The sequence below is a fragment of the Facklamia sp. 7083-14-GEN3 genome (assembly GCF_024742075.1).
Classification (GTDB): Bacteria; Bacillota; Bacilli; order Lactobacillales; family Aerococcaceae; genus Facklamia.
Genome location: NZ_JANSGD010000001.1, coordinates 830,122 through 843,795 on the forward strand (window position 1 = coordinate 830,122; position 13,674 = coordinate 843,795).

12 protein-coding genes are annotated in these 13,674 nt (G+C 36.4%); all 12 read right to left on the reverse strand.

Going from position 1 to position 13,674, the window contains the following annotated elements; genetic code table 11:
- Positions 1–22: 22 nt before the first annotated feature.
- Complete coding sequence (gene mreD / locus NW240_RS03865) at positions 23–586, reverse strand: rod shape-determining protein MreD (RefSeq protein WP_258436145.1); 564 nt, start codon at positions 584–586, stop codon at positions 23–25.
- On the reverse strand, positions 579–1,427 hold the full coding sequence (gene mreC, locus NW240_RS03870) for a rod shape-determining protein MreC (protein ID WP_258436146.1): 849 nt from the start codon (positions 1,425–1,427) through the stop codon (positions 579–581). Before mreC ends, mreD begins: the two co-directional genes overlap by 8 nt.
- A gap of 28 nt (positions 1,428–1,455) precedes the next feature.
- Positions 1,456–2,478 (reverse strand): rod shape-determining protein, encoded by a 1,023-nt coding sequence (locus NW240_RS03875; protein WP_258436147.1) that lies wholly within the window; start codon positions 2,476–2,478, stop codon positions 1,456–1,458.
- A 231-nt stretch (positions 2,479–2,709) separates the two neighbouring features.
- Entirely contained in the window at positions 2,710–2,913 is a 204-nt protein-coding gene (locus NW240_RS03880) for a cold-shock protein (RefSeq protein ID WP_090290143.1), read from the reverse strand.
- A 183-nt stretch (positions 2,914–3,096) separates the two neighbouring features.
- Positions 3,097–3,762 carry a DNA repair protein RadC gene (radC, locus tag NW240_RS03885; RefSeq protein WP_258436271.1) on the reverse strand — a complete coding sequence of 222 codons (666 nt, stop codon included), beginning with the start codon at positions 3,760–3,762 and terminating at the stop codon, positions 3,097–3,099.
- Between the two features lie 114 nt (positions 3,763–3,876).
- Positions 3,877–5,214 (reverse strand): folylpolyglutamate synthase/dihydrofolate synthase family protein, encoded by a 1,338-nt coding sequence (locus tag NW240_RS03890; RefSeq protein ID WP_258436148.1) that lies wholly within the window; start codon positions 5,212–5,214, stop codon positions 3,877–3,879.
- Between the two features lie 24 nt (positions 5,215–5,238).
- Entirely contained in the window at positions 5,239–7,884 is a 2,646-nt protein-coding gene (locus NW240_RS03895; protein ID WP_258436149.1) for a valine--tRNA ligase, read from the reverse strand.
- Positions 7,885–8,205: 321 nt separating this feature from the next.
- Positions 8,206–8,961 (reverse strand): NAD-dependent protein deacylase, encoded by a 756-nt coding sequence (locus NW240_RS03900; RefSeq protein WP_258436150.1) that lies wholly within the window; start codon positions 8,959–8,961, stop codon positions 8,206–8,208.
- A gap of 89 nt (positions 8,962–9,050) precedes the next feature.
- Positions 9,051–9,431, reverse strand: coding sequence for a RidA family protein (locus NW240_RS03905; RefSeq protein ID WP_258436152.1), 381 nt, complete (start codon positions 9,429–9,431; stop codon positions 9,051–9,053).
- A gap of 39 nt (positions 9,432–9,470) precedes the next feature.
- The gene (thiI, locus tag NW240_RS03910) at positions 9,471–10,670 is read right to left on the reverse strand and encodes a tRNA uracil 4-sulfurtransferase ThiI (protein ID WP_258436272.1); all 1,200 of its coding nucleotides are present in this window, start codon (positions 10,668–10,670) and stop codon (positions 9,471–9,473) included.
- A gap of 13 nt (positions 10,671–10,683) precedes the next feature.
- Complete coding sequence (locus tag NW240_RS03915; protein ID WP_258436153.1) at positions 10,684–11,841, reverse strand: cysteine desulfurase family protein; 1,158 nt, start codon at positions 11,839–11,841, stop codon at positions 10,684–10,686.
- A 95-nt stretch (positions 11,842–11,936) separates the two neighbouring features.
- Positions 11,937–13,661 (reverse strand): septation ring formation regulator EzrA, encoded by a 1,725-nt coding sequence (locus NW240_RS03920; RefSeq protein WP_258436154.1) that lies wholly within the window; start codon positions 13,659–13,661, stop codon positions 11,937–11,939.
- Between the last annotated feature and the right edge of the window lie 13 nt (positions 13,662–13,674).

Consider the following 13,674-nt stretch of genomic DNA (forward strand, 5'->3'; position numbering starts at 1 on the left):
GGAAGTTATTCCCGATTCTTTTTTAAAAGATAATATGGTCATCATAGCCTAACCACCTTACAAGAATCCGATTAGGGAAATACATAAAGAACGTTAAGGCTGTATTAAAGATTAAAGTCGGTCCTAAGCGCATTAAAACATAATCTTCAAAGATAAGTTTACTTAATCCCACTTGTTGGTAAAAAACATAAACGATGAAATCTATAATAGTTATTGAGACGATAAATAACATCATATGGATAATAGCATTGCGTGGAAAGTGACGCCTGATTGAAAGAATAAAGTATGCGATTAGAAAATAAAGAATGGCGTAAAGGCCTAGAATTGTCGAATTATAAGCATCTGCTAATAGTCCTATGAAAAAGGCATAAATCATTATTGAAGAATTCCTCAAATAAAAGGCAAAGGTCACTATAAAATAGAGTAGCAAATGTGAAACTATGATTTGTTCATTTCCTAGAAAGGCTGTAGGAAATATAGAAGGCAAGGCCGAATCAATTACTAAGGCAAAGAGTAAGACAAGTGGAACAATACCCACAATTTTTCTTTCTCTTTGATAGCCAAATTTAGTCGAAAAATTATTCATCCTGCTGAGCTCCTTCACGTAAGATCACTGTTACAAATCGAATATCAGTCATCTCTCCAGCCGGTTTCACCCTTACCGTTTGGAACAATCCTTGGGCATCCATTTCTGTTTGGGTAACTTCTCCAATAAAGAGTGAAGAAGGTATTACTCCTCCTAAGCCAGAAGTAATCACCATATCTCCCGCTTTTACTTTAGCATCTGGTAAAACTTGAGTCATTAAGAATTCTTTATCCTTGGGATCATAATCACTGATAACACCAATTGCGGACGAACCATCTTTATCTGTTTGTACCCGAGCTGATACCAAACCATCTTTGGATTGGTTGCTGGTTAATAATAGGACCTTAGAAGATGAGGGATAAACCTCAATTATACGTCCAATCAAACCATTTCCTGCCATGACAGCCATATTCTCTTCAACACCATGCTTGGACCCTAAATTGATAATAAGGGTCTCCGTCCATTGGTCAGGATTTCTTGAAATTACGGTTCCATGAATGCTGGTAAATTTGGAGAGTGTTTCCGACAAATCAAGTTCTTGACGTAGTTTCTCGTTTTCAGTCTCCAAATCAGCAATTCGAACCTGCATTTCATAAGATTTATCAATTTTTAATTTAAGTGCTTCATTTTCTTCAAAGGTATTTACTAAATCGTCCACAGAGTTTACAAACTGAACCACCATGCTTACTGGCTCAGAAAAAACTCTACCGGTCCATGAGATTGTTTCATTAACAGCCGTTTTAACCACATTATTCGTACTATTGAAAAGAGAATAGGCGATTAAACTGCTAATTACAATTCCCCCCAGAAGAATTCCAATTAACTTCTTATTATTAAGCATATTTTGCCTTCTTTCTACTAGTAAACAATTATCTTAAACTCCGCTCAATCGCTGACGATTGACGATTCAACTCATTAAACATACGACCTACCCCCATAGCCACACAATCGATTGGTAAATCAGCCCTACGAACTGGAACACCTAACTCTTTCTCAAATCGTTCCGGTAAATGTTTAAGTAAAGAACCGCCACCGGTTAAAACTATACCCGTTTCCATTATGTCTGCGGATAACTCAGGAGGTGTTAATTCTAAAACTTGTTTCATGCCTAAAACAATTTGATGAATTAACACATCTATCGCTTTTGCAACTGTCTGAGTAGATACTTTGGCTTCATTGGGAACACCAGATATGGCATCTCTACCTTTTACAATCAAATGATCATTTTCTTCTTTAGGATCATAAAGGGCTTCCCCTATCACTATTTTCAAAGTTTCTGCTGTATAACTTCCTATAATCAAATTATGTTCTTGGCGGACTTGAGATTGAATTTCTTCATTCATTTTATTGCTAGCTGCGTTAAGAGTTAATGAATCAACAATCTCCCCATAGGATAAAGTAGCGATATCGGTAGTACCCCCACCAATATCTACAATCATTTTTCCTCTTGCTTCTTCAATAGCTAGATTAGCTCCTAGAGCTGCAACAAAAGCTTCTTCAACAATCATCGCTCGGTTAATTCCTAATGATTTGATTGCATCAATCAGTGCCTTTCTTTCTACTTTAGAAATTTGACTGGGCGAACTAATGACAACTTCTGGTTTAGATAAGGAATGGCGCAAGGCTTGAGTAATAAAATGGTCCAACATCATTTTGGTCATTGAGAAGTTTGCGATAACTCCCTTACGAATGGGATAGATCATTTCATAACGTTCAGAAGTTCTACCTACCAATTTGGACGCTTCTTTTCCATAGGCAACTACTTCCCCAGAATCTTTGTCAACTGCTACTATGGAGGGTTGGCGCAAAGCGATACCCTTTCGCGCAATATAAATGATGGTTGTCGAAGTGCCTAAATCAATTCCTATTTGCTGTTTGCCAAAGATTCCCATGCATTCATCCGCCTTTCAAATAATAGCAATAGCTTTGTAAATTATAGCAAAAAAAAAGATTAAAAACTAGCGTACCCCTTCTTTATCAATGAATTTTAAATTTTAGTAAATTATGAAGGGTTCTCTGAATAAAAATCCAGTCGCGAGAACCTCTTTCAAAAATAAAAACACCGAAAGGTATTTTTTACCTTACGGTGTTTTGTGATTAAATTTTATAAATTTATCGAAAAATTAAGCTAATTTTTCAACATTAGCTGCTTGAGGTCCGCGTGCGCCTTCTTCAACTTCAAACTGAACTGCTTGTCCTTCTGCTAAAGTTTTGAAACCTTCACCTTGAATAGCTGAGAAGTGTACAAATACGTCTGAATCACCCTCACGTTCGATAAAGCCAAAACCTTTAGATTCGTTAAACCATTTTACTGTACCTTGTTCCATTTACAATTATCCTCCTCGTGCCTAAGCACCTGTATTAATTATATTCTTGCTCTTGGTACGAAGTGGAATTTCCAAACTATGATACCCCTTACAAAAACACATCTAGATTTTAACATAGTTAGTCAAACTATTTCAATAGTTTTCAGAAATTTTATTATATTTCATTAAGGAAAAAGAGGACTGCTAAATAAAACAATCACTCGCTTCACGTAAACTTAAATAACGATTATTTCCAATAATCAAATGATCTAATAGCTCAATCCCCATCATCTCACCACATGCAATCATTCGCTTGGTAAATTGTAAATCAGCTTGCGAAGGGTCTGGATTACCAGAAGGATGGTTGTGAGCAATAATTAACCTTGCAGTTGGATATTTTACCGCTTCTTTAAAAATTTCTCTTGGACAGGCTACCGAACTGTTGACCGAACCGATAAAAACTGTTTGTTTTTTAATAATTTCGTTCTTACTATTTAAAAAAAGAGCGATGAGATGTTCTTGATGAAGGTCCCCCATCTCTTTAATTAGCCATTGGCCGGCTTGAGAAGTAGAAGTTAGGACGCCCTGTTTTTGAAGCTGAGAATCTTGTACTCTGCTACCAAACTCAATCGCTGCTTTTATCTCAATTGCTTTAGTGGGACCAATCCCTTTAATGGATTGAAGTTCATTAAGTGAGGCAAGTTTTAAGGTATTAAGTGGTTCAAAATGACTAAGAAGACGAATAGCTAAGTTTAGAACATTTTCTTGTTTACTTCCTGTTCTAAGAAGGATAGCTAACAATTCATGATTGGCTAAATTTTTAGCTCCGTATTGAATGAGACGTTCACGCGGCTGGTCTTGTTGAGTCATTTCACGTATACAAGAACTAGTTGATGGCAAAAGAATTCCCCCTTACTGCTCGTATCAATAAATACAAGAAGTGAGAAGGAAAAGTGCTTGAGTTCAATCAAAAAAATAATTGCTTTAGTTAGCCAAGAGGTAAGCTCTAGCTTCTGAGACAAAGTATAAAGAGCCCGTAATTAATAAGAGAGCCTGCTTATTACTTTGATTGTTTAATCGATAATGATTCATCCAACCTTTCCAATCATCCACGTAATGAGCTTTCTGACGAATAGTAATGGTTTCTGCTTGTAATATTTCTTCAAACTCTTTTTCTTTCATCGCTTCAAAATGTTGGAAGGATGTTAAGTAAACTCTTTCAGCATGAAATTTTAATAACAATGGAATTTGCTCTGCTTGATTTTTCTTTTTTAAGCCACCATAGATGATGGTGATCTCAAAATCAGAAAAATTTTCATCAACCACACGCTTCAGTGCGGTCAGACCTTCCATATTATGCGCACCATCTAAAAAGATATAAGGATTTTCGGAAATTTTTTCTAATCGACCTATCCACTTAGTTTTTTGAAGAGCTATTCTTGCTTTAGCCCAATCAATCGTTTTATTTCGATGAGCCATCCATGAAACAAACACTTCTAAAGAAACCGCCGCATTTCTCACTTGGTGATCACCCACCATATTTATTTCAAAATTTGCTTGTGGAATCACTTGACTGTCAGTCCAAAATTGGAATTGAGTCTTAAAAGGGCTTAGCTTATTAATGTTTTTCACCCCGAATGTTTGGTCATAGGAATGGTGGTCAGCCTTGCGAGCATCTGCCCATTTGTCAATGATGCTTAAAGGACTTTTCTGAATAAGACCTGTGACAACTTCTTTTTGTGATTTGATGATGCCCGCTTTTTCAAGCGCAACGGATTCTAAGGTATCTCCTAACATGTCGGCGTGATCCATACCAATCGAAGTAATGACTGCAATCTCGCCGTCCAGAACATTGGTACTGTCTGACATCCCTCCGATTCCTGCTTCAATTAAACAAACATCGGGCTTTTTTTCTTGAAAATATAGGCACATCATGATGGTAAATAACTCAAAATAAATTAAACGACCATAAGGAGAGTTGGCTTCCATATACTCATTCAATTCAACCAATTGATTAGTTAAACGAATGAGCGCTTTATCACTAATTTGTTGGCCATCAAAAGTAATTCGTTCATTAAATCGTTCAATATGCGGCGAAGTAAAAGAACCAACTTTAAACCCCTGACTAGATAGTAAATCTCTTAAATAAGCCACCGTTGATCCTTTGCCATTTGTTCCCGTAATATGGATGATTGGTAGACCTCGGTGAGGATTTCCCACAAATTCCAGAGCTTGATAGATTTTAGTCATATCAGGTCTTGGAATAGGATTGATTTGATTTAATAACCAATGGGTAGCCTCATCAACATTTGTAAATGTCATTTTAATTCCTCATTTTCTAACTATTTAGATTAATGGTTTTAATTCTTCAATTCTTACTTGTACAGCTTTTAACTGTTGTTCATAGTCAGTTAATTTAATGCGTTCTCCTTCAACCACTTGAGCAGGTGCTTTAGCAACGAATCCTTGATTGGAAAGTTTCTTCACAAGACGTTCCACTTCTTTTTCTAACTTAGTCACTTCTTGCTCCAAACGCTTAATCTCATCCTCGATCTTAACTAATCCAGCTAATGGAATGAAAATTTGAGCAAATGAGAGTGTCTGTGTAACCATCTCACCTTCTATTTCGGGATTTGAGGCAATTTCTAAGTGATCTGTGTGACAGAAGCGATTAATGTAAGCCCGGTTGCTTTCTAAACTTTCCTCAATGCTTTGATCTTGAACCTTAATAATCATTGTTAAAGCTTTAGATAATGGTGTATTCATTTCATTTCTAATTTGACGCACTGCTGTAATCACTTCAATCAGTTCCTGCATTTGTTTTTCAGCGATGTCATTTTTGTATTCTTGCTTAACAGTTGGATAAGTTGCTGTAACGATTGATGCTTCTTGCGGGGCGATTTGTTGCCAAATTTCTTCAGTTACAAACGGCATAATTGGATGTAAGAGACGTAAGAATTGGTCCAAGACATAAATTAACACTGATTTAGTGGTTAAATGATCGTGGTCTTGGTCTTGAAGCTGTTCCTTGGTCATTTCGATATACCAGTCACAATAATCGTCCCAAATGAAATGATATAAGACTCTACCAGCTTCGCCAAATTCAAAACGTTCAAATAAACGTGTCACTTCTTCAATCGTTGTTTGTAAACGTGAAAGAATCCACTGATCGGCAAGTGTCAAATCTTCACTTATTTTCAGATTTTCAATCGTCAAGTCGCCAACATTCATCAAAACATAACGCGAAGCATTCCAAATTTTATTAATGAAGTTCCAAGCTGCTCCCATTTTTTCAGTGGAGTAACGAACATCTTGTCCTGGAGTCGATCCTGTGGCTAAGAACCAGCGAAGTGAGTCCACCCCATACTCATCAATAACATCCATCGGGTCAATTCCATTGCCTAGTGATTTTGACATTTTACGTCCTTCACTATCACGAATTAAACCATGAATAAGAACATTTTGGAAAGGACGTTTGCCCGTAAACTCTAAGGATTGGAAGATCATGCGTGATACCCAGAAGAAAATAATATCATAACCAGTTACTAAGGTGCTGGTTGGGAAATAGCGTTGATAATCATGTCCTTCTTCTGGCCAACCCATGGTAGAAAATGGCCACAAAGCAGATGAGAACCAAGTATCTAAAACATCCGGATCTCTTAACCAGTTTTCTTCATCACTTGGTGCTTGCTCACCGACATATATCTCGCCAGTTTCTTTATGGTACCAAGCTGGAATTTGATGTCCCCACCAAAGTTGACGCGAAATAACCCAATCATGCACATTTTCCATCCAACTTTGGAAAGTTTGGTTGAAACGTGGTGGATAAAATTCAACAGCTTGATCTGTTTCCTGATTGGCCAAAGCTTGCTCTGCTAAAGGCTTCATCTTGACAAACCACTGAGTAGATAGGTAAGGCTCTACGACCGCCCCAGAACGCTCAGAATGGCCCACTGAATGCTTATGCTCTTCAATCTTAACTAAATATCCTTGTTCTTTTAGATCTTTAACAATTTGCTTGCGTGCGTCAAAGCGATCCATGCCAGCATACTTTCCACCTAGCTCATTAATGCTTCCATCTTTTTCCATCACATTAATACGTGGTAAGTTATGGCGATTACCCACTTCAAAGTCATTTGGATCATGAGCCGGCGTAATTTTAACTACACCTGTCCCAAATTCTCTGTCTACATATTCATCTGCAACGACAGGGATTTCACGATTCATTAATGGTAATAAGACTTTTTTACCGATCAAATGTTGATAACGCTCATCAGCGGGATGAACCGCAATCGCTGTATCGCCTAAAAGTGTTTCAGGACGTGTTGTAGCGATTTGAACAACTTCATTACTACCAACAATTGGATAATTGACATGATAAAAAGCACCTTGAACATCTTTATGGATTACTTCAATATCAGATAAGGCTGTGCGAGCTTTAGGGTCCCAATTAATAATGTATTCCCCTCGATAAATTAAACCTTTTTCATAAAGTTTAACGAAAACTTTATTGACAGCCTTATTTAACCCTTCATCTAGCGTAAAACGTTCGCGGGAATAGTCTACTGAAACCCCCATTTTACCCCACTGCTGGCGAATAATGGTTGCATATTCTTCTTTCCAAGACCAAGTTTTTTCTAGGAATTTTTCACGACCTAAATCATAACGACTCAAGTTTTCATCTTCTGCTAAACGCGCTTCCACTTTAGCCTGAGTCGCAATTCCAGCGTGGTCCATACCAGGTAACCATAAAGTATCATAGCCTTGCATTCTTTTAGAGCGGATAATCATATCCTGCAAAGTAACATCCCAAGCATGACCTAAATGTAATTTACCCGTTACATTAGGTGGTGGAATAACAATCGAATAAGGTTCTGCCTTAGAATCTTCTGAAGGCTTAAATACACCTTGCTCTATCCATTTTTGATACTTACCTGCTTCAACCTCTTGGGGTTGGTACTTACTTGGCATTTGTTTCGTATTTTCTCCCATAGTTACACCTTCCTTAAATCATTTTCATAAAAAAAATCCTATGCATTGCATAGGACGTCATTCACGTGGTACCACCTAAATTTAATCAAGTAAAGAAGTTACTTAATCACTCATTCTTGTTAACGAAGTATACTCCGTAAGACACTATTTTTTGATTTCTCATGTCTTATGACTCCAAGCTACCTTCATTCATCGAGAAACTTTCAGCGCAAGGTTTCCTCTCTGCATAGTGATGAACTACTCTTCTCTTCTTAGTCAAATTAAAATTTAAGTTGGACTTATTTTATCATTCTTTACAGCTTTGAACAAGGTCTTATGTTTTTAGACATGATTTTCCATGAATTGTTTTACAGCTTTAAAAACATTCTCAATCTTCTCTTGAAAGATTAAAGCATTAGGATCACTTGTAATAATCGGTGTCTTATTGATCACTACTTGAGAATCTCCTCTAAAATAATGAACAAATGAAGCAGCTGGATAAACATTTAAAGAAGTACCTGCGATAATCATGAGGTCTGCTTGACTAATGACTTGGATGGATTGATTAATAATATCTTCATTTAGCATTTCTTGATAAAGAACTACGTCTGGCTTAACAATCGCTTGATCTTTCGAACAGCGCGGAATGCCTTGAGCATCTTTTTCTAATTCATCCAAAGCATAGTAACTACCACATTGAGTACAATAATTGTCTAAGACAGATCCATGAAGTTCTAAGACTCGACTAGAACCAGCCTTTTGGTGGAGGCCATCGATATTTTGGGTGACAACTGTGACTTTCTTTCCTTGATCTTCCAATTCTTTTAGAAAAGTATGAGCAAGGTTGGGCTTTATCTCTGGATAAACTAAGTGATCAAAATAATATTCAAAAAAGATTTGTGGATGTTGTTGATAGAAGGAATGCGAGATAATTTCTTCCGCTGAATATTGATAATTATTTTCTCGCATAAACAAACCATCTGCAGAACGAAAATCTGGAATACCAGATGCGGTTGAAACACCGGCTCCACCAAAAAAGACAATCTTACGACTTTCTTGAATGATTTGAGCAAATTCTTTAATCTGATTTTCGATCATTATTTTCAATCTCCTTTAAATTTTAAAAAGAGAGCTGTCAACGACCGCTTAAATCAGTCGTGAGACAGCTCTTTATAATCAATAATATATTATAGACTAGCAATTACTTCAATTTCTACTAAAACATTCTTAGGTAAGGTCTTAACAGCCACTGCTGAACGAGCTGGTTTGGATGTGAAATATTCAGCATAAATTTCATTAAAGGCTGCGAAATCACCCATATCTGCTAGGAAGCATGTTGTCTTAACTACTTTATCAGCAGCGTATCCTGCTGCTTGTAATAAAGCATCAACGTTTGCAATCACTTGTTTAGTTTGACCTTTGATATCATTGGCCTCTACTTCTCCAGAAGATGGATTAATTGGAATTTGACCTGAACAGAAAAGTAACTCTCCTACTTGTTTAGCTTGAGAATAAGGTCCAATTGCTGCTGGTGCTTTTTCAGTATTGATTGTTTTAATTTCTGTCATAATTACTCCTCTTTCTTAATGAATTCTTGCGACAACAACTTATAATAAATCATTGAAGGCTGTAGCCGATTCGCTTTGATAACTAGCTGCGATTTCACTTGTCTTGATATTTTCCAAGGCTTCTTTCACTAGTTGGTCAATTGGCAAGAGAGCCTCATACTCTTTAACAGTATGAAGTCTGGGCTTAGTCCAAGGTGACTTTGGTGCAAAGACCGTACAGCAATCTTCATAAGGCTCATTGGAAATATCGTAAGTTCCAATGGTTTCAGCCATAGCTATTATATCATTTTTATCGACCGCAATTAAAGGTCTTAAAATTAAAGAACTAGTCACTTCATTAATAACTTGCATCGATTGTAGAGTTTGAGAGGCAACTTGACCCAAAGATTCGCCATTAACAATTGCACGAGCCTTTCGTTCTTTTAATAAAGCATCCATGACTCTCAACATCATCCGACGCATGATGGTCATCGATAAATTATCGGGAACATGTTCACGGATAGCTAATTGTATATGTACAAAAGGAATTTCATGAAAAGTTATATCTGTAGCATACTGTGCTAAAACTGCAGTTAGTCGCTTAGCTTTCTCAAGTGCTTGTATGGAAGTATATGGAGGACTGGCAAAATGAACCATTTCCAACTTCATGCCTCTTTTTATCATTTGATAACCAGCAATAGGTGAATCAAACCCACCCGAAAGCATTAATAAGCCTTTCCCACTTGAACCATAGGGCAAACCTCCCATACCAGGATAATTTTTTAAGCTAAGATAGGCTATATCTTGGTGAATTGATACAACCACTTTGTGTTTAGCTTTTTTCAAATCAACCGTTAATTCCGGATAGGCTTGTAGAATGATACCCCCTATTTCTCTTTGAATTGTTATACTATCATGTTCAAAGCTTTTATCGGATCGCTTAGCAATTACTTTAAAACTATCACCTGGTTGAGCATTTACCTCAGCAAAAAGTTCAAGAGCCTTTTCACCAATTACTTGAAGATCCTTTTCAACTGGAAAAACGGGTTCAAACCTTTGAATTCCTGGAATTATTTTAATTATTTCAATCAGTTCATCGTAAGCTGTTTCATGCCAATAAAGATGCATGAAATCATGATGTGCATGAATTTTAATTTTCTCTAAATGTTTGGTTTTATAGCGTATATGCTCAGCAATTTTATTTTGAAACATTTTACGGTTACGCCCTTTTGTTGAGAGCTCCCCGTAGTGAATTAACATCTCTTTCAATCTTTTAAGCCCCTTTCAAATCTTGCTTAAACTGTGTCGAAATCTCAGTAATTTTTTCAACTAATTGATCTATTTCTGCTTGACTGGTTGTCTGCGAAAAAGAAATTCTTATCGAAGAATGGGCTACACTTTCATCAATTCCCATTGCTTTAAGTGTATGGTGATCATTTTTCTTACGACTAGAGCAAGCAGAAGTTGTCGAAATCATAATATCAGCATTGGAAAAAGCTTGAAGCAACACTTCACCTGGAACATTTGGAAAGGCTGCACATATAATATGCGGACTCACTTGCTCTTTACTACCACCAAATACTTGCCAATTATTTTCCTTAAGTGCTTTAGTTATTAGATTGCGATAATGATATAAACGTTTATTACTTTCTGCTTGAGCTTCCCAAGCTAATCTTAAAGCTTTAGCCGTTGCCACGATAGCTGGTAAGTTTTCAGTAGAAGAACGCATGCCAAATTCTTGGCCACCTCCAAATAATAAAGGTGCTTTAGTGACGCGTTGGCGAATAGCTAAGAGTCCGACTCCTCTTACCGAGTGAAATTTGTGGCTAGAAAGAGTTATTAAATCAATTCTACTTTGATGCATAGCTTTCATCCTACAAATTATTGCTTGAACAGCATCAACGTGCCAGAGAACTTGAGGATAAGCTTCTAATTTTTTTGCTAATTGTTCAATCGGCAATAAAGATCCTACCTCATTATTCACTAACATGGTCGAGATAAATAACACTTGGTCACTCAGTAAATTTTCAAAGCTTTTTATATCCAATTGACCATTCTGATCGACCGGTGCCAACAATACTTCAAAACCTCTCATTCTTAAATGATCAATTTGTGAACGTATAGAAGGATGCTCAATAGCAGATAAAATAACTTGACGCTTATTAGGATGAAGATTAGCATGAGCTGATAGAATACTTTGAAGTGTCCAGTTATTAGACTCGGTTCCCGATGAAGTAAAAAAGACTTCATTACTTTTAAAATGCAATATGTCAGCAATTTGTCGCCTAGCATTATTTAAAAGGCTATTAGCTTCTTGACCTAATTTATGGGCGCTTGAGGGGTTAGCAAAGTATTTTTGAGCGACTTGATTGTAGGTATCTAAAATGGCTGCACTAGCTGGTGTGGTTGCGGCATGATCAAAATATAACATCTGTGATCCTTTCTAACTTCTATTTAATAACGGCGATTGACTCAAGAAAAAACCGAACAGATTCCATAATAATGGAATCTATTCGGACTTTACTTTTAATAAAATCGGATTTGTTTTTCTTGATGATACATCCTTCGAACCTGTGTCGGTGCATCTGAATCTACCCGACGTAAGGCTTTTTCAATTGTAGCTAAAGCTTCACGATAACGAAATTCTTGGTGGAAGTAATATTGAGCTTCTTTAATTGCTTGATCTACCTCTGGGTAATCGTAACGGAAACGATTCGAATGCTGAATCATATATTCAGTGAGCATAGCTGAATCAATGGTTTCCTCAGTCATAGCTTCTAACTCATCTAGACCTTGCTCCAGATCACCCTCCATCTCATCAATTTGACTCATATCCACTCGGACACGGTTTAGTTGTTGAGAGAGATTCTCAATTTGATCGGTTACCTTATAAAACAATTCATAATAACTATTGTGTAAGCCAGGTAAATGATTTTTTTCTAACTTACGTTTCATATTTCGAAGGTCTAATTCATATAAATCAAGATTTGATTTAGCTTCTTTTTCTCGACTGGTTAAGCCAGATATAGATTTTACTAACTGGTTTTGCTCATCGGCAATTTCTTCAATGGAACGCTCAATTTTACGCATTTTGCTTTCTATTTGAGTAAATACTGCATGACTTTGTTCAATATCGACTTCCAAGTCTTTAAATTTTTGATACTCTAAACGAATTCGTTCAGTTAAATCATTAACTTGATCTAATTCATTATTATGTAAGATATAGGATTGAGAAATACGATCGACTTCAATTCCTGCATAGCGATTGTTTTCAGTTACTGCTTCAATTTGTCCCTTCAATTGATGAATATGGCTATTTACATATTCTTTAGCAACAATTTCTGATTCTAACTGATCGTATAAGGAATTGATCTCACGCTCTGCTTTGTCCATCAAAGTTTTTGCGTCAGCCAAATCAGCATTTTTAATCTCGTTTTTGGCTTGATTTAACTGCTCTTGAATTTTATCAATTTCTTCTAAAACATTAATATTATCAAAGTTAAAGCGACTAGCTACCATTTTTTCGTAACCATCACGTATATCTTCAAGAGAATCTTCGTATTCACTTTGAATCTTATCGTACATACTTGGAATTTTTTGTAAGATTTCTTCAAAAGATGATAAATCGGCATCCAAGTTATCTAGCATATCTTGAGCATCTAGATGGTCACCATTAGCTGTTAGTTCATTATATTTAGTAAAGTTCAGCTCTAAATATTGAAGATTCTTTTCAAGCGTTTCAATCGCTGGACCATAGTCAAAAGAATGATTCATGACACTCTTGCGAGCTGTTTGATAACGATCAAGTAACTCTTCATAACGTTCTTGATTTTCATCCTCTGTTGACAATAATTCCGTTAATTCCTGATGTAATTGATGCACTTGAATCTCTGTTTCATCAAGTATTTCTCGCGCTTGATTTAAGGCATTTTTGGCTCGCACTAAATTCATTTGTTCTACAAATTGTTCAGAGCCTACCAAAGCGGCTTCTATTTCAGTAAATTGGAAGTTGGTAATTGTTTGCCAAGTAGCCACTAAACTCTCATATTTTCTTTTTGTCTGACCAGATAGATTCATATTCTTCAAAGTAAAGAGCTGGTCTGCAACAGAAATAGACATCATTTCATCTTTACGTTGTTCTAAATCTTTAATTTCTTTCTTTCTCTGTGTACGGAAATAATAAATTAATCCATAAATTAAGAGTATTGCTACAACGATCAAGAACAGAATGTCCGTGAATTTAATACTCATTCCTTTTCGCTCC

Excerpts from the sequence above, each read along its gene's own strand:
- thiI (WP_258436272.1), bottom strand. The coding sequence starts at position 10,670 with ATGTTAATTCACTACGGGGAGCTCTCAACAAAAGGGCGTAACCGTAAA.
- NW240_RS03915 (WP_258436153.1), bottom strand. The coding sequence starts at position 11,841 with ATGTTATATTTTGATCATGCCGCAACCACACCAGCTAGTGCAGCCATT.
- radC (WP_258436271.1), bottom strand. The coding sequence starts at position 3,762 with ATGACTCAACAAGACCAGCCGCGTGAACGTCTCATTCAATACGGAGCT.
- mreD (WP_258436145.1), bottom strand. The coding sequence starts at position 586 with ATGAATAATTTTTCGACTAAATTTGGCTATCAAAGAGAAAGAAAAATT.
- mreC (WP_258436146.1), bottom strand. The coding sequence starts at position 1,427 with ATGCTTAATAATAAGAAGTTAATTGGAATTCTTCTGGGGGGAATTGTA.
- NW240_RS03890 (WP_258436148.1), bottom strand. The coding sequence starts at position 5,214 with ATGACATTTACAAATGTTGATGAGGCTACCCATTGGTTATTAAATCAA.
- NW240_RS03905 (WP_258436152.1), bottom strand. The coding sequence starts at position 9,431 with ATGACAGAAATTAAAACAATCAATACTGAAAAAGCACCAGCAGCAATT.
- NW240_RS03900 (WP_258436150.1), bottom strand. The coding sequence starts at position 8,961 with ATGATCGAAAATCAGATTAAAGAATTTGCTCAAATCATTCAAGAAAGT.
- NW240_RS03880 (WP_090290143.1), bottom strand. The coding sequence starts at position 2,913 with ATGGAACAAGGTACAGTAAAATGGTTTAACGAATCTAAAGGTTTTGGC.
- NW240_RS03920 (WP_258436154.1), bottom strand. The coding sequence starts at position 13,661 with ATGAGTATTAAATTCACGGACATTCTGTTCTTGATCGTTGTAGCAATA.
- NW240_RS03875 (WP_258436147.1), bottom strand. The coding sequence starts at position 2,478 with ATGGGAATCTTTGGCAAACAGCAAATAGGAATTGATTTAGGCACTTCG.
- NW240_RS03895 (WP_258436149.1), bottom strand. The coding sequence starts at position 7,884 with ATGGGAGAAAATACGAAACAAATGCCAAGTAAGTACCAACCCCAAGAG.